The sequence below is a fragment of the Rhodococcus sp. 66b genome (genome assembly GCF_002076325.1).
Taxonomy (GTDB): domain Bacteria; phylum Actinomycetota; class Actinomycetes; order Mycobacteriales; family Mycobacteriaceae; genus Rhodococcus_F; species Rhodococcus_F erythropolis.
The window spans coordinates 555,928-579,709 of sequence record NZ_MUZB01000001.1 but is presented as its reverse complement, the minus strand read 5'-3'; the positions used below and the strand labels follow the sequence as shown (position 1 = coordinate 579,709).

Here is a 23,782-nt window from a genome sequence, read left to right as displayed (position 1 = left end):
CATGGGCCATTACAAGAGCAACGTTCGGGACCTGGAGTTCAACCTCTTCGAGGTTCTCGGACTGGAGAAGCCACTGAGCGAAGGCGCTTGGGGCGACCTGGATGCCGACACTGTCCGCAACATGCTGGCAGAGGTCGCACGCCTGGCCGAGGGACCGCTTGGCGAATCTTTCGCCGACGCGGACCGCAACCCCCCTGTCTTCGATCCCGAGACGCACACCGTTGCACTTCCGGAATCCTTCAAGAAGTCGTTCAAGGCTCTGTGGGATGCCGAGTGGTACCGCATGGGACTGAGCGAAGAGGTCGGCGGCGTGCCGGTTCCCCGCTCCGTCGTGTGGGCCATCGGTGAGCTGATCCTGGGCGCACAGCCTGCAGCGCACATGTACCAGGCCGGACCCGCTTTCGCGGACGTGCTGTTCAACAACGGCACCGAAGAGCAGAAGAAGTGGGCAGCCACCATCGTCGAACGCGGATGGGGCGCCACGATGGTCCTCACCGAGCCCGACGCCGGCTCCGACGTCGGTGCCGGACGCACCAAGGCGATCAAGCAGGACGACGGCTCCTGGCACATCGAGGGCGTCAAGCGCTTCATCACCTCGGCCGACTCGGACGACCTGTTCGAGAACATCTTCCACCTCGTTCTCGCTCGCCCCGAAGGCGCCGGACCCGGCACCAAGGGCCTGAGCCTGTTCTTCGTCCCGAAGACGCACTTCAACTTCGAGACCGAAGAGTTCGGCGAGCGCAACGGCGTCTTCGTCACCAACGTCGAACACAAGATGGGCCTGAAGGTCTCCGCCACATGTGAGGTCACCTTCGGTGGCCACGGCATCCCCGCACAGGGCTGGCTGGTCGGCGAGGTCCACAACGGCATCGCCCAGATGTTCGACGTCATCGAGCACGCTCGAATGATGGTCGGCACCAAGGCAATCGCCACCCTCTCCACCGGTTACCTCAACGCTCTCGATTACGCCAAGCAGCGCGTTCAGGGTGCTGACCTGACCCAGATGACCAACAAGGCAGCACCGCGCGTGACCATCACGCACCACCCCGACGTGCGTCGCAGCCTGGCAATGCAGAAGGCATACGCCGAAGGCCTGCGCGCGGTGTACCTCTACACCGCAGCACACCAGGACGAGGTTGTCGCCCAGCTCGTCTCGGGCGCAGACAAGGACACCGCGTTCCGCGTCAACGACCTGCTGCTCCCGATCGTCAAGGGCGTCGGCTCCGAGCGTGCGTACCAGTACCTGACGGACAGCCTGCAGACCCTCGGTGGCTCCGGCTTCCTGCAGGACTACCCGATCGAGCAGTACATCCGCGACTCCAAGATCGACTCGCTGTACGAAGGCACCACGGCCATCCAGGCTCAGGACTTCTTCTTCCGCAAGATCGCTCGTGACCGCGGCGTCGCCCTCGCTCACGTTGCCGGACAGATCAAGACCTTCATCGACAGCGAAGCCGGCAACGGTCGCCTGAAGGCGGAGCGCGCACTGCTCGCCACCGCACTCGAAGACGTCCAGGCCATGGCTGCCACGCTCACCGGCTTCCTCATGGGAGCTCAGGAGCAGCCCACCGAGCTGTACAAGGTCGGCCTCGGCTCCGTCCGCTTCCTGATGTCCGTCGGCGACCTGCTCATCGGCTGGCAGCTCCTCCGCCAGTCCGAGATCGCTCTCGCAGCACTCGACAACGGCGCTTCCGACAAGGACAAGGGCTTCTACGAGGGCAAGGTCGCCATCGCGTCCTTCTTCACCAAGAACGTCCTGCCCGAGCTCACCGCTTCACGCGAGATCATCGCGAACACCGAGAACGACATCATGGAGATCGACGAAGCAGCATTCTGATTCGTTCCTGATTCATGAAAAGTGCCGGTCCCGAGAATGTTTCGGGACCGGCATTTTCATGCTCGGCAGTCAAGGCAATCTGTGGTCATCTGCGCTCGACGGTCGGGCAACTGATCTGTGCGGACAGTACGGACGTCGTCGGTTGTTCGCCGGGCCGTGCCGCCGTTCCTACCAGGGAAAGCGCCACGCGTCTGCGGTCCGGAGAACTGACTATTTCGATGGAATTGTCGACGCCGCCGCCGAAGGACACGAACTGTCCGCTCTGATCCGAGAACATCATCGTCGCCCCGGACTGACCTGGTTCCGGGTTTTCGTTCACGTAGACCTGCAACTGGAAATCACGCCCCGGATATTCGCCGCCGCCGTCGTACTCGTAGAAGGAACTCGTGTGCACCTCGTAGGCCCACTGACGGTGACCGGCGGGCAGCGAATCCGCCCAGTTGTGCTCGAAACACGTGACGGATCCGGGCAGCGAGACATTGGCTGCGCCGCTCCACCCACCGGACAGGGTGATGGCTCCGTATGGCGCTGCTTCGGACTCGTGCCGATCGGAAGGCAAGGGCGGAACGGTCAAGGGTCCGACATTGCGACCGGTGAACTCGAAAAGCCTCTCGCTCGACACGAACGGGGGCGACTCGCGCTCACCGCCACAGGAGACAACTGACAGGGCGGCCATGACCAGTAACGCGCACATACCGCGTCTACGAACCGGCACCTCGACACCCCCTGCCCGTTTCCAACAGAATACATACCGTTCGGTCTCCAAGTTACCGATCGTGTCCGACACATCCCATTCGTGGGACCGCTCACCCGCTACCGATGTGATTGGGTGAGCACGAACGTCCACTGAACCAGCACTCGGTTCTTTCGAAGGCCGAGTAGATCAACAGACAGGTGATCATCGTGGTCGCACCAGAGCACGCACAACTCGATTACGCCCCTGAACTGGCATTGACCGCCACGGACTTGGCGCTCGACGGCCCATGGGGGCCGGTGTTCGGACCCGTCAATCTCGAGATTCGTGCAGGCGGTGTGACCATCCTCGAAGGCTCCGCCGGTTCAGGACGTACGTCCTTACTTCTGACACTCAGCGGACGAATGAAAGCCAGTTCCGGATCACTGTCCGTCTTCGGTCGAACGCGTCCCCGAGAGATCTTCGAGATCGCCGGGGTCGCCGGGTTCGAGGACATCGACGAGCTTGCCGAGTCCGTCACCGTCCGAGATCTGATCACCGAACAAATTCGCTGGGATGCGCCCTGGTACAAGCTCATCGGACGTGCCGGAGACCGCGAACTCGAAGCGGTGTGCGCTCCCGTCTTCGGCGATCATCCCTTACCTGCGCTCGGCCGGTACGTCAGCGATCTCGGGGAACTCGAGGCGACCCTGCTGCGTATCGCCGTCGCGAACACGAAGAAGCCGGCCCTGCTCGTCGTCGACGATCTCGAACAGGTGCGGCGCGACTCCGAACGCGCGTACCTCGTCGAGCGACTCGTCGAGATGGGGAGCTACCAGACCATCATCGCGTCGACCGTCAACCCGCTGCCCGACGGATCACCCATCGATGCCGTCGCCCTGCTCCAAGAAGTCACCAATCCCGACCAAGAAGGGGCGAGGTAACCGCGATGCTCGCTGGAATGTCTCTCGGAACCGAACTCAAGCGGTTCTCCCGCGGCGCGATGCCCAGGATCGCACTCGTCACCATCATCTTGATGCCACTGCTGTACGGCGCAATGTACCTGTGGGCCTTCTGGAATCCGTTCGGTGAGGTCAACAAGGTCCCCGTCGCACTGGTCAACACCGACCGCGGTGCAATGGTGCAGGGTCAAGAGCTCAAGGCTGGCGACGAAGTAAGCCAAGCACTTCTCGATTCCGGTGAGCTCGATCTCCACCTGGTCTCACAGCAGGAAGCCGAACAGGGAGTCTCGGACGGGACGTACTACTTCTCTCTCACTCTGCCCGAGAATTTCAGCGAGGCCGTTGCCTCCCCGACGTCCAAGGACCCCCACAAAGCTCAGTTGCAGTTCACCTTCAACGACGTCAACAACTACCTCGGCACCATCATCGGCCAAAATGCCGCCCAGCAGGTTCTCAGTCAAGTCAGCGACAAGATCGGCGCGCAGTCCGTCGAGACGGTTCTGGTCGGATTGACCGATGCGGGTGCAGGTTTGAAGCAGGCCGCCGACGGAGCGCTCCAGCTCTCGGCCGGAGTGAACACTGCCAATGCCGGAGCCGGCGAATTGGCGTCGGGCTCGAAAACTCTGGCAGACAACATGGTTACCGCACGTGACGGTGCAGCCACTCTTGCCGGCGGTACAGCGCAACTCTCGACCGGTATCAATACCGCCACGGACGGTGTCCTCGCACTGACCGACGGTTTGGGGCAACTCGATCTCGGAGCCGTCCAACTGGGCGACGGCGCAAGCCAACTCAGTGGTGGCGTCACCCAGGTCGTCGACCAACTGAGCGTCCTCGGGAACACACAGGCAGACGTTGCACAACTGGTCGGGCAGGCGGTGGCCAGCCTTCGGCTGAACCCGGATCCTGTCAGCCAACAGATCGCCAATGCCCTCGCGCCTGCCCAGGACATGCTGCGCACTCAGGGTTTCGGTGAAGCGACCATGGGCCAACTGGGCGAACTCAAGAGCGGTGCACAACAACTCGCTTACCAACTCGACGATCCGTCGAGCACCTTCCGAGCCGGGCTGAATGCCGCGGCCAACGGCGGCGGTGAACTCCGCAACGGCCTGGTGCAGCTGCGTGACGGCGGTCAGCAAGTCAACGACGGCGCGCAAACCCTCAGCAGTGGACTGGTTCAACTCACCGACGGCAGCGTCCAACTCTCCGATGGTGCAGCCAAACTCGCCGACGGCACCGAGCAACTCCGTGCCGGGTCTGCCGAACTCGCGACCAAACTCACCGAGGGCGCCGGTCAGATTCCCAGTTGGACCGATCAGCAGCGAACCGCAACCGCTCAAACCCTCTCCAGCCCGGTCGAACTACAGGAGACCTACGAGAACCGGGCAAGCACCTTCGGTACCGGTTTTGCTCCGTTCTTCCTGCCCCTCGCGCTGTTCGTGGGCGGCATCATCACCTGGATGCTGCTCAAGCCGCTCCAGAACCGGCCCATCGCAAACGGACTCGGCGCGCTGCGAGTGGTCCTCGCCTCGTACTGGCCGGCATTGCTCATCGGCATCTGCCAGGTGATCGTGATGTACCTGGTCGTGCACTTCGCCGTCGGCCTGCACCCCACACACGCCCTCGGCACCGTCGGATTCCTGATGCTCATCACTGCCACGTATATGGCGTTGATCCAGGCATTCAACGCCATCTTCGGAGTATCCGTCGGACGCGTCATCACCCTGGCGTTCCTGATGCTGCAACTGGTTTCGGCCGGCGGCATCTATCCCGTCGAAACCACCGCGAAACCGTTCCAGATCATCCACCCCTTCGACCCGATGACCTACGCGGTGAACGGGCTACGACAACTCACCGTCGGCGGTATCGACTCGAGACTGTGGGTCTCGATCGCCGTCCTCGGCGGCCTTCTCGTCGCCTCACTCGGGGCCAGTTCACTTGCTGCACGCCGAAATCGGCAATGGACCATGGACAGGCTGCATCCGCCGATCGAAGTCTAGGTCAGGGTCTCCGGCCAAGGCTCCACGGTCAGCGCAGGCCATTCCCTGCGCCACCGTGCCGCCTTGGCCTCGTAAACCTCTCTCGGCGCCAGCACCGGGTTGGGGCGGACGATCATGTCGAAAAGATCGTCGTATCCATGCGGGGCATACACGTCCACAGTGCCGCCCGCGGCCTTGGTGATCCCGAAACAGCAAGTTGTGGAAGCGAAGTGGTCGATAGCGTCGCGGCAACTGGTGAACGGAACGCCGGGAATCCCGAAATGCTGCTCGTACCACAGGTGCACGCGGGCTTCGTTGCGTACTTCGACATCGGCATCCACATCGGCGAACAGTTCTGCCGCCGAACGAATCACACGGTCCTCCGCGTCGTAGCTCAGATCGCCGGCGTCGAAATAGAAGAGGTCGTAGTCCTTGATTCCGGCGCCGAGGTCACGGCCGTCGATGTGATTCCAGACGGTTTGGAAGAGCCCACCCGCCGTCAGGTACCACTCCGGCAATCCCAGCTTCGGCGCCCGATCCACGATCGTTGCGACCACTGGATTGGCCAGGGCGATCTCGAGAAATCGTTCACGCATGCTCGTCAGCCTCTCATATGACAAGTAAACTTGACATCATGTGACAAGTATTCTTTACTTTTCCTATGACTGGAAAGGCCGGCGACAACAACGTGCGGGAGCACCGACGCCTCGCCGGCCTCACCCAGGCGCAACTGGCCACGGCAGGTCAGGTGAGCAGACAGAGCATCGTCTCCGTCGAACGCGGCGACTACGCACCGAGTGTCTACCTGGCACTTCGCCTGGCACTGGCACTGGGGACCACCGTCGAAGCGCTCTTCCCCTTACCCGAATCGGCACTCACCGCAGAAATTCCAGAGGAGACGGCATGAGCACCATGATGAAGGCAATGCGGTTCGTCGGAGATCTGGACGACGACTTCTACAAGGACGAGCGGCAGCGCGACGTCTGGAACGAAGCCTCGGCGGTGGGATTGCAGAGTGTCTTCTGGGCAGTCTTCGTCAGCTCGGCGATTCTGCCCTGGGTCGCCGGCCGAACAGGGGCGTGGATCTCGCTCGCGCTGCTGATCGTCGCGCTGTTCGGCTCGGTGGTCACGATTGTCTATGCACTTCGACGCGACGTCGATGTCTACGTGTTGTCCAACTACAACCGTCCCCGGGTCGTGATCAGCATCGCGCTGTACCTCGTCGCCGCAGTCGGCATCATGGCGCGCCTCAAATTCGATTCGTACGAAGAATCGTCCACGTGGGTCGGCGCTCTCGTCGGCGGAATCGTCGGTGGCGGCGTCGCAATCGCGGCAGTCAAGCTTCACCAGCAGCGCGCCAAGCGACGCGAAGCGGCCGAAGAACTTCTCTGAATTCCGGAAGTCTGCCCGGCACAACGGAATCCATAGAGTTGGTAAAATCGTGCCAGGTCAACCGATCGCGAGTAACGTCGAAACGGTGAGCACTCGCCTCGGATACCAGATGCCCAACTTCAGCTACGGCGGTCCGGTCAAGGACCTCTTCCCCACCGTCATAGCGCAGGCCCGCGAAGCCGAAGCCGCAGGCTTCGACACTGCATTCGTGATGGATCACTTCTACCAACTCCCCGGAATCGGAGCGCCGGACGCCCCGATGCTCGAGGCCTACTCCGCGCTCTCCGCGCTGGCGACGGCCACCGAGACCATCCAGTTGTCTGCACTGGTCACGGGAAACACCTACCGCAATCCGCCCATGCTCGCCAAGACCGTCACCACCCTCGACGTGGTGAGCGGCGGTCGGGCCATCCTGGGCATCGGCGCCGGTTGGTTCGAACTCGAACACAATTCGTTCGGATACGAGTTCGGAACGTTCACCGAGCGCTTCCAGAAACTCGACGAAGCACTGCAGATCATCGCGCCGATGCTCCGCGGTGAGCGCCCCACCTTCGACGGCAAGTGGTACCACGTCAAGGACGCCATCAACGAGCCTCGAGTCCGCGACGACCTGCCGATCCTGCTCGGCGGTGGCGGTGAGAAGAAGACGTTCAGCCTCGCCGCTCGCTTCGCGGATCACCTCAACATCATCTGCGACCCCTCGGAACTGCCGCGCAAGATGGAAGCACTTGCGGCACGCTGCGACGAAGCCGGTCGCGATCCCGCAACCCTCGAGACCAGCTTCCTCACGTTCATGATGATCGACGAGGACGGCGACAAGGCTCGCGCGCATCAGCGAACGTTTCTCGCGGAGCGTGGCCTCGACATCACCACGGCGCCGGAAGACGTGGTCGCCAAGGCCACCGAACGCCATTTCGTCGGCAGCCCGGACGACGTCGCCGAGCAGGTTCAGACGCGCATCCTCGACCACGGCATCGACGGCGTCGTGATCAACCTGATCACCAACGGCGAAGAGCCAGGCATCGTCGACCTCGCGGGCCGCACCCTCGGCCCACTCGTCGGCAAGTAGTTCCCTACTCGCACTTCACGATCGGCACCGGGTCGTACTTGACGGTCCGGGTGTTCGAGGAAATCTCGGCGCCACTCGCGTGGTCGGTGATCACGCGGGTGTCGCTGACCGTGAATCCGGGCGCACCGCTCGAAGCCACACAACCAGGCCCCTCCGGCAACGTCACGGTGTTCGGCGATGTCGGCGACGTACGCGGGCCGGTCGTCGAAGCGACATCGACGGTTTTGGTTCCCCAGATCCGAACGGTGATGTTCGACGACGTCGCAATCGTCTCGATCATCACGCCGGTCTTCGCCGGATTACGGAACTGCAAGTCGATCGCACCATCGAAGATGGTCGCCTCACGCGCTTCGGGGTACCGCGAGATGTAGTAACTGTGCTCAGTGTGCGCGACGTCGTCCATGCCTGCGAAATACGTCGCGTTGTAGAGCGTCGTCGCGAGCTGGCTGATACCGCCGCCGACAGCCTTGTCCGGGCGACCATTGTTGATGATCCCCGACTCGACGTATCCCTGAGCCGCACCGCGCGGACCCGTGTACTCGTTGAGCGAGAACGTATCCCCTGGCTTGATCACGGCCCCGTCGATCTCCGACGCGGCCAGGCCGATATTCACACCAGACGCGTATTCGAAACCACCGGTGGTGAATTCGCCGATCACCTCGTTGATGCCGAGGGCATCCGCGGCTTCGGTGGTCAACGCCGGCGGGACCGGTCCGTACACGGCGGGTGTTGCCCGAGACGCCGTGCTGCCCAGCAGAACCGGAAGTTCCTTGACCGTGTCCGGCCAGTTGATCAGATCACCGACAACACCCGGCACAACCGACGGCTTACCACCGGCGAAGGTGAACGACGCGTCCTTGGGTTGTACTTCAGTCGATACCAACTGCGGAGTCAGAATCTTGATCGCAGCATCCGTGTTGTACTGCGGAGTCAGCCCACCCGAGCCGTCAGGGGTGAAGGTCAGAACCTCACCGATCTGGTCGACGCCGAGCGTCGCAACCTTGCCGTCACGGCCGTTGACCACGACATCACCCGAGGCAGCCGGAATGGCAATCTCCTGCAGTGCGCGATCGACACCGGCCTGAGTGACCGTCACCGGCACCTCGTCGACCGGAAGATCGACGACGCCACCGTCAGACCACTCCGCGGCGAACGTTGCGCCCGCCTGCTGCGTTTCGAGAGCCTGCCCGGCGGCAGGTGAAACACCCGTCGCCTTCCCACTCTCGAACACGACTGCGCCTTCGACGGGCGCACGATCGCTGTTCGCCGCAAGCTGCGACATCGAGGCATCCAACGCACCCTGGTCGACCGTCGACACCACGGGCACCTCGCGGGAGCCGAAGAACGACGTGATGCGGGTGATCGGGTTGATCGGCTGAGCGTTCACGCCCGAGAGCGTCGCCGACCAGTCGACGTCCACACCCGCAGATGCGGGAACGATCTCGGCATCGACGCCGCCGGCATGTACCGCTACCGGTTCGACGAGCCTTGGGCCGAGTTCGGCGCGCAGCGTGGCCTCTGCGTCGGCAGGCGTGAGATCACCGATGTCCACCCCGGCGACCTGGGTGCCGCGTGGTGTCTTCCCCGACGACGTGAAGATGTCCACTCCGTAGGCAATCACTGCGACGGCAAAGATGGCGCCGAGTGCTATCGCTGGTTTGACCCACTTACGGGAAGAAGCCGGAGCGGGCGCTTCTGGCTGTTGTTGCGGTGCTGGTGGTGCAACTGCCTCTGGTTCGCGGACAACAGGCTCGTACTGCTGCTGGATGGGTTCGAATTGCTGGGTGTCGTACTGCTGCACGAACTCGGGACGCGGCGGCTTCGGGGGAACCACCACTGCCGGGGGCTCGAACTGCTCTGTCTGCTCGTCGATGGTTTCTGTCGCCGGAGCCGAGTCGACTACTTCCGTCGGCGGTGCGTCCTCCGCTGGGACGACTGGGATGACGGTGGTGACCTCGTTTGCCGATTCGTCGATGGCCGGTTCGACGATTGTGGGCTCGACGATTGTCGGCTCGTCGATTGTCGGCTCGTCGAATGTTGTCTCGACGTCGGTCGGCTCGATTTCTGCTTCGTCGACTGTCGCTTCTGTGGAATCGATTGCGTCTTCGTCGACAGGCCTTGGTACTTCGGCTGGTTCAGGTCCTACTGATTCAGCCTCGACAACCGCCTCGGTGTCCTCAGGGGTCTTGGGTTCCTCGACCGACTCGGTCTCTTCGACCGCCTGAGGTTCCTCGACCGACTCGAGTTCCTGTTCCGGGAGGGACGAGTCCTCGCTGTTCGTCTTCTCGACGGACGGACCCTCTTCGTCACTCACCTGTTGGCTCCTCGCTGCATCAACCGTCGCTGCGGCGCTCACCGACAACTCAATACAGGATATCCGGACATACGAGAGCCCCGTGTTGCTGCCAGGTCGGGGGTCAGGCAGCAACACGGGGCTGTCATGAATATCGGTAGCTATTCTGCAGCGTTACACGCCTGCGCGAAAAAGTTTGCAAAGAGTTCGGGGATCCGGCCACCCCTCGTGGCCGGATCCCCGATTACGCATCCCCTCGCCACGATCACTGCAGGTGAGCGCAGTTTTCAGTCGCGTGGGGAGATTGTGGAGCGGTTACCGCTCGATGATCGCCGTGACACCCTGGCCGCCGGCCGCACAGATCGAGATCAGACCGCGGCCCGAACCCTTCTCCGCGAGCATCTTTGCGAGGGAAGCCACAATACGTCCGCCGGTTGCCGCGAACGGGTGACCTGCAGCCAAGGACGATCCGTTGACATTGAGCTTGCTTCGGTCGATCGATCCCAACGCGCCGTCGAGGCCGAGGCGTTCCTTGCAGTACTCGTCGGACTCGAAGGCCTGCAGGGTTGCCAGAACCACCGAAGCGAAGGCTTCGTGGATCTCGTAGTAATCGAAGTCCTGCAAGGTCAGACCGTTGCGGGCCAGCAAACGCGGAATCGCGTACGTGGGAGCCATGAGCAACCCGTCTTTGCCGTGGACGTAGTCGACGGCAGCGGTTTCGGAATCGACGAGGTGCGCCAGAACCGGAAGATTGCGCTCGGCTGCCCACTCGTCGGTGGAGAGCAGCACTGCAGAAGCGCCGTCGGTGAGCGGCGTCGAGTTGCCTGCCGTCATCGTCGCGTCGCCGAGCTTGGTACCGAAGACAGGCTTGAGCGTCGACAGCTTCTCGACGGTCGAACCGGGACGGAGGTTGTCGTCGCGGGTCAGGCCGAGGAACGGGGTGACGAGGTCGTCGAAGAAACCGCGGTCGTAGGCAGCTGCCATGTTCTTGTGGCTGGCAGCGGCAAGTTCGTCCTGGTCCTCGCGCTTGATGCCGAATTCCTTGGCGGTGATCGCAGCGTGGTCACCCATCGACTTGCCGGTGCGAGGCTCGCCGTTGCGCGGAATTTCGAGGCCGAGCATGCCCGCACGCACGTTGCCGAGCAGCTTGATGCGGTCGCCCGTGGACTTCGCGCGATTGAGGGAGAGCAGGAACTCGCGCGCCTGATCGTTGACGCCGATCGGGGCGTCGGACGTGGTGTCCGTGCCGCCGCCGATGCCGGAATCGATGCGGCCGGCCGAAATGGCGTCGCCGACGGCGATGATCGACTGCAGTCCCGTGCCACACGCCTGCTGAAGGTCGTACGCCGACGTGTACGGGCTCAGCGCGCTGCCGAGAACGGACTCGCGAATGAGATTGAAATCACGGCTGTGCTTGAGCACCGCACCGCCGACGACCATGCCGAGCTTCTCGCCCTGCAGATTGAATCGGCTCACCAGACCGTCGAGCGTCGCAGTGAACATGTCCTGGTTGGACGCCTGTGCGTACGCCTTGTCCGAGCGTGCGAACGGAATGCGATTTCCGCCGACGATCGCAACCGGACGGCGCTGACCTGCGGACTTCGCAGCGGCTGCGGCCGGTGCGGTGCGCGGTGCGGCGGGCTTTGCGTTTGAACGGGCTTTGCTTGTCACTTGCGTCTCCAAGGATGGTGCGATTACCTGTTGAAGACTATTCTTACTCAGTAGTAAGTTACTTGTCTATCGCCGCATTCTTCCGATTGCCCGGTGAGAGACAACCCGAAACACAACAGAAGGTAGGACCGTGGCAGCCAGCAAGGGAGCTCCCGACCTCTATTCACAGTTCCTCTCGTCCGCCCCCGGCGCATTCATCGCGTCGAAGGCCGGCCTGCCCAGGCCCGAGAACCTGCGTCGCTACAAAGCAGGGGAACCCGCACTCGCCGGACCTGTCCTCATCGGCGGCAAGGGTCGGCTCGCAGAACCACTTCGCGTACTGCTCTCCGACTACCCGGCGGCTCAGGCACACGACAGCAGCTTCGGCGGACTCGTGTTCGACGCCACCGGAATCACTCAGGTCAGCGAGCTCGAGCAGCTGTTCGAGTTCTTCCAGCCCGTGATCCGCAACCTCGCACCGTCGGCTCGCGTCGTCGTTCTCGGCACGACGCCGGAAGAAACGTCGAGCGTCGACGAGCATGTCGCGCAGCGCGCGCTCGAAGGCTTCACCCGCAGCGTCGGCAAGGAGATCAAGCGCGGCTCCACCGCTCAGCTGGTCTACGTCTCCCCCAAGGCGTCCACCGGACTGTCCGGCGTGGAATCGACTCTGCGCTTTCTCCTTTCGGCAAAGTCCGCCTTCGTCGACGGCCAGGTCATCGTCGTCGGTGCTGAAGATTCCGTCGCGCCCGCAAGCTGGGACAAGCCGCTCGAAGGAAAGGTTGCCGTCGTCACCGGCGCAGCCCGCGGCATCGGTGCCACAATCGCCGAGGTCCTGGCCCGCGACGGCGCACACGTGGTCTGCGCTGACATCCCGGCCGCCGGCGAAGCACTGTCCGAGACCGCAAACAAGGTCGGCGGCACGTCCCTCGCCCTCGACGTCACGGCGGCCGACGCAGCCGAGGTCCTCGCAGCTCACCTCCTCGAGCGTCACGGCGGAGCCGACATCATCGTCCACAACGCCGGCATCACCCGCGACAAGACCCTCGCCAACATGGACGAGGGCCGCTGGAACATGGTCATGAACGTCAATCTTCTTGCACCGCAGAAGATCACCGAGCACCTCGTCGAGAAGGGCGCCCTCAAGGAAGGCGGCCGCGTCGTCGACGTCTCCTCCATCGCCGGCATCGCGGGCAACCGCGGCCAGACCAACTACGGCACCTCCAAGGCCGGCGTCATCGGCCTCGTACACGCCGAAGCTCCCGTCCTGGCGAAGAAGAACATCACCATCAACGCCGTCGCACCGGGCTTCATCGAGACCGCCATGACCGCAGCCATCCCCTTCGCCACCCGCGAAGCCGGCCGCCGCATGAGCTCGCTCCTGCAGGGCGGCGAGACCGTCGACGTCGCCGAGACCGTCGCATACTTCGCCAGCCCGGCCTCCAATGCCGTTACGGGACAGGTCGTTCGCGTCTGCGGCCAGAGCCTCCTGGGCGCATGATGGCAACAAAGACCGTCGCGCTCACCGAGCAGCCGAAGACCCTCGACATCTACTCCCGGGCGGTACTGGGATTGTTGCCGTGGAACAAGTCCAACTCGCGCTCGGTGCCACAGCAGACCTTCACCCTCACCGGACTGAAGGTCGACACCGACAATCTGGCGGCGTACTGCCGCGTGACCGGACTGCGATTCGGCGACACTCTGCCGATCACTTACCCCTTCACCTTGGCTTTCCCGACCGTGATGAAGCTGATGGTGTCGAAGGACTTCCCCTTCGCCGCCGTCGGCTCCGTTCACGCCGAGAACGTCATCGAATCGCTGCGGCCCATCTCCGTCAGCGAACCGCTTGACCTCTCGGTGCATGCCGAGAACCTGCGTGAGCACCGCAAGGGCCTGCTGATCGACGTGATCACCGAAATTCGGGTGGGACGGGAACTGGTCTGGCGACAGACCTCGAGCTTCCTGAACCAGCAGAAGACCTCCCTGTCCGGCCAGCCAGGTCCGGAGCCCAAGGCCGACGAGGTCCCGCCGATGCCGATGAGCACCATCCGCGTCGACCAGACCACGATCAGCAAGTACGCCGCCGTCTCCGGCGACCGCAATCCGATTCACGTCTCGTCTCTGGGCGCCAAGGCTTTCGGTTTCCCGAAGACCATTGCTCACGGAATGTGGAGTGCCGCGGCAGTTCTGCGGACCGTCGAGGGGTCCGTCGCGGACAAGGTCACCTACAGCGTGCGTTTCGGCAAGCCGATTCTGCTACCGGCGACGCTGAATGCCTACGCTGATCGCACCGACGGCGGCTGGGATCTGTCACTGCGTCACCCGAAGAAGGGCTACCCGCACGTCACGGCGACGCTGCGCTGACCTGAGTTTTGTCGGGTTTCCCACCCACCCCAATTGAGCGAACGTACCTTTCGGCGCCTTGGATGCGCTGAAAGGTACGTTCGCTCAGATTGGTTTGGGGGCTATTCGGACTTCTTCTTGCCCGACAGACCGCGCCACGCGAGGGATTCGAGTAGATCCGCTGCGGCATCCACTTCGATTTCCCCACCCGCGACCCGGTCGGCTACCGCCTCACCGGCGCCGACGAGCGCAATGGCGATGATCCCGTAATCGTGCGCGGCATCAGGATCCTTGGTGCTGGACTCGAGCAGATGCGCAGTCAACTCGATCAACCGATCGCGGCTGGACTGCACGGTTCCCGCAAAAGCCTGCTGCCCGACGGCCTGACGGTAGAGCACCATCCACGACTTGCGGTTTGCGCCCACGAACCCGAGGAAGCCCTCGAGAGCGGCGCGCAATTGTTCACGCGGAGTCAGGTTCGGCGCACCGGCCGGGGCGAGCGCTTCGAGGAAGCGGAGCCCTTCACGATGAATGCACGCCGCGAACAACTCTTCCTTCGAGCCGTAGTACAGGTACAGCATCGGCTTCGAGATCTCGGCTTTGGCTGCGATGGTGTCCATCGAAGTTTCGTGAAACCCCCTGTCGGAGAACACGTCCACAGCCGCGTCGAGCATCTGCTGCTCACGCACTGCGCGTGGCAGTCGCTTGGTACCGCCGGCCATGCTTCCTCCAACCACAGGGTAAATGTCGATCTTACTCTACGGTAAGATTGTGCGTCGAATCCCGACTTCGACTCAGCAGGTCACGGCACCTTTGGCAGTGGCAACTGTGACCACGGCCTGATCGACCCGCGCCTGCGGAAGCTCACCGGACGCGACGGCCTGCTCGAGATGGTCGAGCACCCGCGGAACGTCGTCGGTTGTCAGCCACAATGCCTGATCGACTCCAGCCACCAGCGCAGCCTGAACCGCGTCGGCAATATCGTATCGGTCGGTGATCGCCTGCATTCCGCTGAGGTCGTCGGTGAATACCGGGCCGGTGAACGGCGCTGCGCCGTAACCCACTCCGTCGCGAAGCAACGCGACGGCGGCGGGGCTGATGCTGGCAGGGGTACCGGGCTCGGTCAGACCGGGAACCTCGAGGTGACCCATCATGACGCCGACTCCGGTTCCCGACAGCTCCCGGAAGGGAATCAGGTCCGACGCGATCAGATCCTGCAAGGGCGGCGTTGTCACCTCACCCCGGTGCGAGTCACCCGACGCGCTGCCATGTCCGGGAAAGTGCTTGATCACCGGGAAGATTCCGGCATCGCGCATACCCTGCGCGTACGCACCGGCGTAGGCAACCACGGTCTGGGGGTCGTCGGAGTACGAGCGGTCCCCGATCACGGAGTCGTCGGGTTGGCTGCTGACGTCGACGTCGGGGGCGTAGTTGACGGTGATCCCGAGATCCTTCAACCCACGTCCACGCTCGAGCGCCATCTGGTACGTCTGTTCCACTGTCATGGTCTGCGCTGTTTCCCTGGCCGACGGATCGGGCCCGAGGATGTCCGCGACGCGGGAAACTCGTCCACCTTCTTCGTCGATCGTCACCATCAACGGCAACTTCGACGCCGAAGCAACCTGCGGCACTTCGCGATTGGTGAGCATCGACTGATCGGTCCAACTTCCGACGAAGATGCCGCCGATCTCCTCGTTCTGCACTATCGACAACGCGTCGTCGGTCCCGGTGACGCCGACGTTGAGCAGCTGGGCAAGTTTCTGACGCAGGGACAGTGAAGCCAGAAGGTCACTACCGCACGACGCGGCGACGGGCGCGGAGCTGGATGCCGCAGGCGTCGACGTGATCTCGGAGGTGGTGCTGGTCGGGGCGCTCGAAACCGGATCGGCGGTCCCGTTTTCGCCCGAGCATCCCGCAACCAACCCTCCGCATAAAGCAATGGTCGTCGCAGCCTTCAGAAACTTGATCCGCATACCTCGACCGTAACGGACCCGGTACCCATACACTCCCTCACGGGCACATCGGGACGGTAGCCTGGAAGAGAACCGATTCCCCCGCTGACGAGGAGGTCGTGATGCCACAAGGTCTGATGCTCATCGCGTACGACGGTTCCGACAACGCCAAGCGTGCAGTCGACTATGCGGGGCGTTTCCTCTCCGCCAATCGTGCTGTTCTCGTCACTGCCTGGGAGCCGATGGTTCGCCAGGCCGCTCGCATGTCCGGCCTGTCCGGGGTGATGCAACCGGAGTGGGTTCCCGACGACGACGTCGAGGACATCGCGTACACCGACGCCAAAGTCACCCTCGCCGAGGGCGTCGCACTGGCCGAGGCCGCAGGCCTGACCGTCGAAGGCAGAAGCGCCGAGTGCCGATCCGCGATCTGGTCTGCAATCTGCGAAACCGCAGACGAATTGGACGTCGACATCATCGTGACCGGCACCCGTGGCACTACGGGTTTGCGGTCGCTACTGCAGAGCAGCGTCGCGGATCATGTTCTGCGTCACAGTCATCGGCCGGTGTTGATCGTCCCTCCGGGGAAGTGACCTTCGCGCATTCCTGATCCGTGGCCGACTAGTGTCGAAACCACCATGGACGGTTTTGTTCTCTCGCGCCCCGATCACAGCGTGGTCACCCGCGGCGTACGACGCAGCTTCGACAGCTCCGACGCGGCCACCCACGCTCTGTCGGCAGGTACGACAAAGCTGATCGTCGGAGCGCTCCCCTTCGACCCCGCTGCCGCAACGGCGTTGTACGAACCTGCCGAGGCGACGATCGCGTCGCGGCCGTGGCAACCGCTCGATCCCCAGGCCCTGCCCACGACCCGGGTTGACCGGGAGATCCCGTCGTCGTCGGAGCATCTTCGTCGAGTGGAAAAGTTGATCGGACGCCTCCGCAGTGGAGAGATCGACAAGGTTGTCGCGGCTCGCACTGTGGAACTTCGCACGCAGACCCCGATCTCCCCGACCGCGCTCGCCGCTCGCATGGCGGCGCTCAATCCCGTCGCCAACACCTTTGCCGTCGACCTCTCTGCTGCGGGAGCCGAATTCGAGGGCCACAGCCTGGTCGGCGCGACGCCCGAAGTATTGGTCAGTCGACGCGGGCGCGTCGTGACGTGTCGCCCGTTGGCCGGGACCACAAAGCGATCCGCCGACGCCGATCAAGACCGCGAGGCAGGCGAAAGCCTTCTGCATTCGACGAAGAATCTGGCCGAGCACGCCTTCGTGACGGCGTGGATCCGCGAGGTCCTGCAACCGATGTGCAGTGATCTGTCGGTACCGGCAACTCCCGAACTGACCAATACTCACGAGGTCTGGCACTTGGCCAGCCCGATCCGCGGCACGCTGCGAAACGACACCACTGCGCTCGACCTCGCCATCGCGCTGCATCCGACGCCCGCGCTGTGCGGAACACCCACCGACGCGGCACTGAAAGTCATCCGCGAGACCGAGGAGCCTCGCCGTTTCTACGGCGGCGCCGTGGGATGGTGCGACGAGGCCGGTGACGGCGATTGGGTGGTTGCCATCCGCTGCGCCGAGATCAGTGCAGACGGCCGCAACGCCTGGGCCAGCGCGGGTGGTGGAATTGTCGCCGAATCGGATCCGCAGGACGAACTCGACGAGACGTCCACGAAACTGCGCACTCTGTTGACCGCGCTCGGTGCCGAAGCCCTCGACTGACCAGCACGTCACGAGGGTAATCGTCCGGATTCTCGAGTGCGGGTGATACCTTGACCCGAGCAGTTCGTACGGGCCGGTAAGTCCGTCCGACCGCGAACGACCGACTAACGACCAATTGGGAGATCCGCGATGACGAAGTTCCTTGTCCCCGGTGTGGCCAGCGCTGTCATCGGTGCCGTTCTGGGTGCCGGCGTCATCTTCGGTGTCACGGCCGCCGCGTCGGACAACACTCGTCCCGAGATCGACCGCAGCGGAAACGCAGATTCTTCCGTGCTGAACCAGGTTGAGTACGGCAGCCGCTGAGAGCGCAGGCCTCGCGAGTTCCCGTTCTTCCGCCGACGCAGCGGTGTCTTCGGTAGACACCGCCCCGTCGGCAGAGCCCCTGTCGAAGCGGTGGCTGTTCGGCGCCTCCGTTGTAGCGTTTCTTCTCACTTTTCTGCAATCGCCGGGTCTGATCACCGCTGACACCAAGTACGACCTGACGCAGAATCCGTTCGGTTTTCTCGAACGCGCGTCGCATCAGTGGAGTAGTCAGGCCCCGCTCGGCCAGGTTCAGAACCAGGCCTACGGATATTTCTTTCCGCACGGGCCGTTCTTCGCGCTCGGCGAGTTGGCGAACGTTCCGCCGTGGATCACCCAGCGCATCTGGTGGGCGCTGCTTCTGATCGCAGGATTCTGGGGCATCATCCGAATTGCCGAGGCTCTCGGTATCGGCAGCCGTAGTTCGCGCGTCATCGCAGCGGTTGCCTTTGTTCTTTCTCCCCGCGTGCTGACCACGCTCGGTTCGATTTCCTCGGAAACCCTGCCGATGATGCTGGCGCCGTGGGTGTTGTTGCCGGTGATTTTGGCCTTCGGCCCTGTGCGTGGAAAAGGAGTCCCTGGACTCCCTAACCGCTCACGGGGGTTGAGGCGGTTGGCCGCACAATCCGCGCTTGCCGTCGCGCTCATGGGTTCGATCAATGCCGTCGCCACTGCCGCGGCCTGCCTGGTCGCGATCATCTGGTGGCTCTCGCACAAACCCAACCGAACATGGCTGACGTTCACCGCGTGGTGGGCGCTGTTCGTCGCTCTCGGCACACTCTGGTGGATCGTGCCGCTGCTTCTGCTCGGCAAGATCAGCCCACCGTTCCTCGACTACATCGAGTCCGCCGGTGTCACCACGCAGTGGGCGTCGCTGGCCGAGATACTTCGCGGCACGGACAGTTGGACCCCGTTCGTCTCCCCCGAACGCATTGCCGGCGCCGTCCTGGTCACCCAGCCCGCAGCAGTTGTCGCCACAGGTCTGGTTGCCGCCGCCGGCCTCGCCGGGCTCTGCATGCGGTCCATGCCTGCTCGCGGCCGGCTGACACTCGTCCTGTTCGTCGGTATCACCGGCCTGGCCGCGGGATACGTTGGTGAACTCAGCTCGCCGGTGTCGGAGTCGGTACGCCTGTTCCTCGACTCGGCGGGTGCTCCGCTGCGCAACGTCCACAAGCTCGAGCCGTTGGTCCGTCTGCCGCTGGTGCTCGGACTCGCACACCTGCTGGCCAAAGTGCCACTACCGGGATCGGTTCCACTCGCCCGATGGCGCCGCGCGTTCGCCCATCCCGAGCGCGAACCGATGGTCGCACTGACCAGCCTGATCCTCGTTGCCCTCACCCTCTCGACTGCCTTGGCCTGGACGGGAAAGCTCGCTCCCCGCGGCGCTTACCCGGACGTTCCCTCGTACTGGAACGAAGCAGCGCAGTGGCTCGAGGACAACACCTCCCCCGGATCGGAAGCCGAACGTGCCCTGGTCGTCCCGGGAGCGCCCTTCGGCAGCCAGGTCTGGGGTCTGACGCGTGACGAACCGCTTCAGGCTTTGGCGAGTACGCCGTGGGCGGTGCGTGACTCGGTCCCGCTGACCCCTCCCGGCGCCATCCGAGCGCTCGATTCCGTGCAACGTCTCATCGCCGACGGACGGCCGTCGGACGGCCTCGCGCAGACCTTGCTTGGGCAGGGCATCCACTACCTGGTGATGCGCAACGACCTCGACGGCGAAACGTCGCGATCGGCAAGGCCGATACTCGTGCACCAGGCGGTCGAAGGCTCGCCGGGGATCGAGCGAGTCGCCCACTTCGGTGAAGACGACAGCCCCGAGCAGATCGAAGGGCTGGTCGCGGACAGCGATCTGCGTCCCGGTTACCCGGCCATCGAAATCTTCGAGGTCACCCCGCCCGACGGCACCCCGGCGGTCAGTGGCCCGTACTCCGTCGACCTGAACCAGGTTCCGCGTGTACAAGGTGGGCCGGAATCGTCTGTACGACTTCACGAAAGCGGGCTGGTTCCAGGGACCGGGCCGATGATTCTTGCCGCCGACGCCGAAGCTGCGGGACTGCCCGTCGATTCTGTCACCGTCACCGACACACCGCGCGATCGGGAAACCGATTTCGGTCAGGTCGACAACCACAGTTCCGCCCTGCGCACCCCCGACGACGCTCGTCGTACCTACAATCTGGTGCCCGACTACCCGGTTGCGAACACGCCTCTCGTGGAAGGCCTTTGGAGCGGCGCTTCGATCACCGTTTCCAGCGCCGCCTCCGACGCCACCCAGCTGGGCGGCACTTCACCGTCGAGCAGTCCCGCGTCGACGGTCGACGGCGATCCGGCCACCGGCTGGTTCAGCAACGGCATCGAGCGCGCGCTGGGCCAGTGGTTGCAGATCGACTTCGACACACCGATTTCCAGTGGGCTGCTTCATCTGACCACCAGTGCCGCGGCAATCGGAGCTCCCGTCAAATGGCTCGAGGTCTCGACACCGAACGGCAGCACGGCGGTGAAGGTGGAGCGTCCCGGTGAGCCCATCACCGTCTCGATCCCGGGCGGCAACACTCCGTGGGTACGCATCACAGCGACTCACACCGAAAACGGATCGCCTGGAACACAGTTCGGCATCAGCGAACTCTCCGTCGAAGACTTCTCCGATCGCAGCGCGCCGAAGACCGTACCGATCCGTTTCGACACAGTCCTGCCGAGCACGCCGACGGGCGCATCTGTGAACGCGTGGAACCTGAGCCAGGAGTTCCCCGGCCGCAACGCCTGCGCCGACTCGACGGACCGCGTGCGGTGCAGCAATGCATTCATGGCGATACCCGAAGAGCCGAGCCGCTTCCAGCGCACGCTCACGGTGCCCGAAAACACAGTCGTTGCACCGACACTGACTGTCCGAGCGCGTCAGGGCAACGCCCTCGAAGATCTGCTTTCCGTCCCCGGCCGAATCACGGCTTCGGGTTCGAGCGACATCGGCGACACACGCGGGTCTGCCTTCGCTGCCACCGACGGCGACGCACGCACCACGTGGTCGGCGCCGCAGAGCACCACAGAACCGGGCGGCCCGAAACCGACGCTGACTCTCAATCTTCCCGAGCCCACCCTGGTCACCGGCCTGGACATCACCCGGGGACTTGGCACTCTGCCGTCGCTGCCGACCAGTGTCGCGGTGAATCTCGGCAACGGGCCGCAGGTGCGAGAGCTGCCCGAACCCTCGGACGACACGCCTCGAACCAGTCGAGTTACCCTCGCCCCCTTCGTCACCGACAAGATCGTCCTGAGCATCACCGCTTGGGAACCGGTCCTCGATCAGACGGCGCTCGGCTTCGCCCAGGCGCAGCCCACCGGCCTCGCCGAGGTCGGCGTCGTCGGTGCCGACGGAACCCCGATCGCCGGTTCCGGAGCGCAGGGCGCAGAATCATTCGACAACCGCACCGTCACCGTCACCTGTGGCGACGGCCCGACCATTTCGGTTGCCGGACAGCAATTCCCCACCTCGATCACGGCGACGGCGACGCAACTTCGGACCGGCGCACCCGTCGAGGCACGTGTGTGCGGTCTGGACGCTTCGGCGACTTTGCCGGCGGGACAGCCTGAAGTGGTCGTCGAACCAGGCCCCGCATTCTCGGTCGACAATCTCGATCTGACGGCGGTCGGTCCTTCAGCCGCGCAACGGAATACACCGCTCGAATCGACCGCGTGGACGGCGAATCACCGCGAACTCACCGTCACGAGCTCGTCCGCCGATCAGCTGATCGTCAATCCCGAGAGCACCAGCATCGGTTGGATCGCCACGGCGCCGGACGGTTCCGAGCTGACGCCGGTGGTCGTGAACGGTTGGCAGCAGGGCTGGATCGTGCCGGCAGGCACCGCGGGAACCGTCACCATCGACTTCCCCAGCGACCGTTGGTACCGCCTCGGCATCTTCGGCGGGCTCGTGTTGCTGATCCCGCTGCTGTTCGCGGCTCTTGTCCCCACTCGCCGAGAGCCCAAGCCCCGCACACCACCCCGACCGTGGCGCAGCGTCGCGGCAGGATGGGTGGGCGTGCTCGCGGCGGCCACCGTCATCGGCGGCGGAGTGGGAGCGGCGATCGCAGTTGTGTGCTCGATCCTCGGACTTGCCGCGCTGCGAATCTTCGGCCCGGCTCGGACCGCACGCATTCTCGTCGGCACCGCCGGCGTGGCCGCGATGATCGGCATCACGCTGCTCTCGACCGGACCGTGGCGGGCACCGGGCGGCTATGTGGGCGATTCGTTCGCGATTCAGTTCTCGATGTTGGTGGCCTTGGTCGTGACCGGGTTGGCCGCGTTGCCCTTTGCCGGTTCACCGATGTGGCGGCGCTTCTCCCACCGCGTGACCGCGACGCGCGCCGGTTCCTCCACCAAGGCGTAACTGGCCGAGGCCACAGCGACGCTCAGGACGACCGTGAGGGCCAGGACGTAGAAGAAGCTGCCCGAGAACGGAACTATGCCGAATACGGGGAACACAGCGTTCAGTACGGCCAGGTGCCAGATGAACAGGCCGTAGGACCAGCGTCCGATTGCCAGCGCCAATGGACTGGCCAGGAACCGATGCTGCGATTGATCGCGCAGAACCAGTGGCGCGATCAACGAGAAGCTGATGATCGCACCGAGTGCAATCTTGATCGCGTACTGCCACGGCTCAGGCCGCACCAGACCTTCGGGCCCGGCCAGATCAGTGCACGAGAGAACGAAGGCGATAAAGGCAATCAGGGTCAGGAGTACCCGACGGTGCGCGAGGCGATGCACCCATGTCGACGGGCCCACTGCCAGCTCGGCCAGCACCATGCCGGCGCCGAACCACGGCAGGTAGCCCGGCAACCAGTTGTCGTGGTGGATAGCGTCCGGCGTCGGAATCGGAATGAATGCCCACGTCAAGGCCAAGACCGACACCCCGAGCAGAAGCGGCAGCCGGAACCGGACCGAGTTTCCTCGTAGTCGGACCATCAGATACGCGAAAAGCGGCAGCAGAACATAGAACGCCACCTCGACCGACAGGCTCCACATCTGCGTGAGGCCCTCGGTGAGTGTCAACGGCACGAAGACCTGCGCCAACCCGAGATTCGCCAGCCACACTTGGTAGCCCCCGCCGGCTCCGGGCAGGAACAGCAGGATCAGGACCACTGCCACCCAGTACGCCGGCAGAATGCGCGTCGCGCGGGAGATCCAGTACCGGACGGTCGACTGCGGCTGCCCGATTCCGCGAGCCTTTGCCGCGTGGGGGCGCCACAGGAGAAATCCGGACAAGGCAAAGAACACCGCTACGGCGAGATCGAGTCGACCGAACGCGCGCCCGATCGCACCGGACTGCGCTTCACCGGTCTGGAACGCGACATGGGTGACGAGGACGCCGAGCGCGGCCAATCCACGCATACCGTCCAAAGCCGGAACGAAGCCCCGAGCCTGTGGCGGGACCGTCTGAGAGGAATTCGTGGAACTGATCATCACGGATAAGTGTGCACCCCAGGCCGATTGAGGGAAACCACCAGGGACTCACAACAAAATGCCTGGCCAATTCATGCCCTCATGCGACAAACCGGGCCGGTGGACTGTTAGTGTTCTGCCACACATGGTGTCCATCGGGGGCCCCATGCGATCTGCG

At 63.9% G+C, this 23,782-nt stretch carries 18 protein-coding genes and 1 pseudogene; 12 read left to right on the top strand and 7 right to left on the bottom strand.

The features are described 5' to 3' along the window. Nucleotide 1: 1 nt before the first annotated feature. A complete protein-coding gene (locus B0E55_RS02590) occupies nt 2-1,837 on the top strand; it encodes an acyl-CoA dehydrogenase (RefSeq protein ID WP_020906438.1) in 1,836 nt (611 codons plus the stop codon). 85 nt (nt 1,838-1,922) lie between these two features. Here B0E55_RS02590 and B0E55_RS02585 read toward each other — a convergent pair whose 3' ends face one another. Further along, complete coding sequence (locus B0E55_RS02585; protein ID WP_241840959.1) at nt 1,923-2,552, bottom strand: hypothetical protein; 630 nt, start codon at nt 2,550-2,552, stop codon at nt 1,923-1,925. Between the two features lie 179 nt (nt 2,553-2,731). Here B0E55_RS02585 and B0E55_RS02580 point away from each other — a divergent pair, with 179 nt between their 5' ends. Both B0E55_RS02580 and B0E55_RS02575 read left to right on the top strand, forming a co-directional pair. Continuing rightward, nucleotides 2,732-3,454: an ATP-binding cassette domain-containing protein gene (locus B0E55_RS02580; protein WP_019747147.1), complete on the top strand. Its 723-nt coding sequence runs from the start codon at nt 2,732-2,734 to the stop codon at nt 3,452-3,454. A 5-nt stretch (nt 3,455-3,459) separates the two neighbouring features. Continuing rightward, nucleotides 3,460-5,472: a YhgE/Pip domain-containing protein gene (locus B0E55_RS02575; protein WP_019747146.1), complete on the top strand. Its 2,013-nt coding sequence runs from the start codon at nt 3,460-3,462 to the stop codon at nt 5,470-5,472. On the opposite strand, the gene B0E55_RS02570 is transcribed toward B0E55_RS02575, so the two are convergent. Beyond that, nucleotides 5,469-6,047: a nucleotidyltransferase family protein gene (locus B0E55_RS02570; protein ID WP_020968602.1), complete on the bottom strand. Its 579-nt coding sequence runs from the start codon at nt 6,045-6,047 to the stop codon at nt 5,469-5,471. The two genes, B0E55_RS02575 and B0E55_RS02570, sit on opposite strands and share 4 nt — an antisense overlap. 65 nt (nt 6,048-6,112) lie before the next feature. On the opposite strand from B0E55_RS02570, the gene B0E55_RS02565 reads away from it, so the two are divergent. From B0E55_RS02565 to B0E55_RS02555, 3 genes are all read left to right on the top strand, one after another. Beyond that, a complete protein-coding gene (locus B0E55_RS02565; RefSeq protein WP_019747144.1) occupies nt 6,113-6,358 on the top strand; it encodes a helix-turn-helix transcriptional regulator in 246 nt (81 codons plus the stop codon). Continuing rightward, a complete protein-coding gene (locus B0E55_RS02560) occupies nt 6,355-6,843 on the top strand; it encodes a hypothetical protein (protein ID WP_019747143.1) in 489 nt (162 codons plus the stop codon). Before B0E55_RS02565 ends, B0E55_RS02560 begins: the two co-directional genes overlap by 4 nt. Before the next feature lie 85 nt (nt 6,844-6,928). Beyond that, entirely contained in the window at nt 6,929-7,912 is a 984-nt protein-coding gene (locus B0E55_RS02555; RefSeq protein WP_197941691.1) for an LLM class F420-dependent oxidoreductase, read from the top strand. A gap of 4 nt (nt 7,913-7,916) precedes the next feature. On the opposite strand, the gene B0E55_RS02550 is transcribed toward B0E55_RS02555, so the two are convergent. Both B0E55_RS02550 and B0E55_RS02545 read right to left on the bottom strand, forming a co-directional pair. Further along, nucleotides 7,917-10,226, bottom strand: coding sequence for a VanW family protein (locus B0E55_RS02550; protein WP_080909017.1), 2,310 nt, complete (start codon nt 10,224-10,226; stop codon nt 7,917-7,919). Nucleotides 10,227-10,520: 294 nt separating this feature from the next. Continuing rightward, the gene (locus B0E55_RS02545; protein WP_019747140.1) at nt 10,521-11,876 is read right to left on the bottom strand and encodes an acetyl-CoA C-acetyltransferase; all 1,356 of its coding nucleotides are present in this window, start codon (nt 11,874-11,876) and stop codon (nt 10,521-10,523) included. Between the two features lie 130 nt (nt 11,877-12,006). On the opposite strand from B0E55_RS02545, the gene B0E55_RS02540 reads away from it, so the two are divergent. Both B0E55_RS02540 and B0E55_RS02535 read left to right on the top strand, forming a co-directional pair. Continuing rightward, on the top strand, nt 12,007-13,353 hold the full coding sequence (locus tag B0E55_RS02540) for a 3-oxoacyl-ACP reductase (RefSeq protein ID WP_003945596.1): 1,347 nt from the start codon (nt 12,007-12,009) through the stop codon (nt 13,351-13,353). After that, complete coding sequence (locus tag B0E55_RS02535) at nt 13,353-14,216, top strand: MaoC/PaaZ C-terminal domain-containing protein (protein WP_030534637.1); 864 nt, start codon at nt 13,353-13,355, stop codon at nt 14,214-14,216. The genes B0E55_RS02540 and B0E55_RS02535 overlap by 1 nt, the downstream gene beginning before the upstream one ends. Nucleotides 14,217-14,317: 101 nt before the next feature. On the opposite strand, the gene B0E55_RS02530 is transcribed toward B0E55_RS02535, so the two are convergent. After that, on the bottom strand, nt 14,318-14,917 hold the full coding sequence (locus B0E55_RS02530; protein WP_003945885.1) for a TetR/AcrR family transcriptional regulator: 600 nt from the start codon (nt 14,915-14,917) through the stop codon (nt 14,318-14,320). A gap of 72 nt (nt 14,918-14,989) precedes the next feature. Next, a complete protein-coding gene (locus B0E55_RS02525) occupies nt 14,990-16,168 on the bottom strand; it encodes a glycoside hydrolase family 3 N-terminal domain-containing protein (RefSeq protein WP_019747138.1) in 1,179 nt (392 codons plus the stop codon). 101 nt (nt 16,169-16,269) lie between these two features. Between B0E55_RS02525 and B0E55_RS02520 the strand changes: the two genes are divergently transcribed. From B0E55_RS02520 to B0E55_RS32525, 4 genes are all read left to right on the top strand, one after another. Next, nucleotides 16,270-16,737: a universal stress protein gene (locus tag B0E55_RS02520; RefSeq protein ID WP_003945900.1), complete on the top strand. Its 468-nt coding sequence runs from the start codon at nt 16,270-16,272 to the stop codon at nt 16,735-16,737. A 45-nt stretch (nt 16,738-16,782) separates the two neighbouring features. Continuing rightward, a complete protein-coding gene (locus B0E55_RS02515) occupies nt 16,783-17,871 on the top strand; it encodes an isochorismate synthase (RefSeq protein WP_080909016.1) in 1,089 nt (362 codons plus the stop codon). A gap of 129 nt (nt 17,872-18,000) precedes the next feature. After that, entirely contained in the window at nt 18,001-18,174 is a 174-nt protein-coding gene (locus B0E55_RS02510) for a DUF2613 domain-containing protein (protein WP_003945488.1), read from the top strand. A 43-nt stretch (nt 18,175-18,217) separates the two neighbouring features. After that, on the top strand, nt 18,218-22,552 hold the full coding sequence (locus B0E55_RS32525; protein ID WP_080909015.1) for an alpha-(1->3)-arabinofuranosyltransferase: 4,335 nt from the start codon (nt 18,218-18,220) through the stop codon (nt 22,550-22,552). A gap of 23 nt (nt 22,553-22,575) precedes the next feature. Here B0E55_RS32525 and B0E55_RS02500 read toward each other — a convergent pair. Then, nucleotides 22,576-23,625: pseudogene (locus tag B0E55_RS02500) on the bottom strand (acyltransferase family protein); the annotation flags it as partial. Nucleotides 23,626-23,782 lie beyond the last annotated feature (157 nt).

Bases quoted from the DNA above. Each gene is read 5' to 3' on its own strand.
- B0E55_RS02530 (WP_003945885.1), bottom strand. From the start codon at position 14,917: ATGGCCGGCGGTACCAAGCGACTGCCACGCGCAGTGCGTGAGCAGCAG.
- B0E55_RS02560 (WP_019747143.1), top strand. From the start codon at position 6,355: ATGAGCACCATGATGAAGGCAATGCGGTTCGTCGGAGATCTGGACGAC.
- B0E55_RS02590 (WP_020906438.1), top strand. From the start codon at position 2: ATGGGCCATTACAAGAGCAACGTTCGGGACCTGGAGTTCAACCTCTTC.
- B0E55_RS02575 (WP_019747146.1), top strand. From the start codon at position 3,460: ATGCTCGCTGGAATGTCTCTCGGAACCGAACTCAAGCGGTTCTCCCGC.
- B0E55_RS02535 (WP_030534637.1), top strand. From the start codon at position 13,353: ATGGCAACAAAGACCGTCGCGCTCACCGAGCAGCCGAAGACCCTCGAC.
- B0E55_RS02520 (WP_003945900.1), top strand. From the start codon at position 16,270: ATGCCACAAGGTCTGATGCTCATCGCGTACGACGGTTCCGACAACGCC.
- B0E55_RS02525 (WP_019747138.1), bottom strand. From the start codon at position 16,168: ATGCGGATCAAGTTTCTGAAGGCTGCGACGACCATTGCTTTATGCGGA.
- B0E55_RS02570 (WP_020968602.1), bottom strand. From the start codon at position 6,047: ATGCGTGAACGATTTCTCGAGATCGCCCTGGCCAATCCAGTGGTCGCA.
- B0E55_RS02515 (WP_080909016.1), top strand. From the start codon at position 16,783: ATGGACGGTTTTGTTCTCTCGCGCCCCGATCACAGCGTGGTCACCCGC.
- B0E55_RS02510 (WP_003945488.1), top strand. From the start codon at position 18,001: ATGACGAAGTTCCTTGTCCCCGGTGTGGCCAGCGCTGTCATCGGTGCC.
- B0E55_RS02565 (WP_019747144.1), top strand. From the start codon at position 6,113: ATGACTGGAAAGGCCGGCGACAACAACGTGCGGGAGCACCGACGCCTC.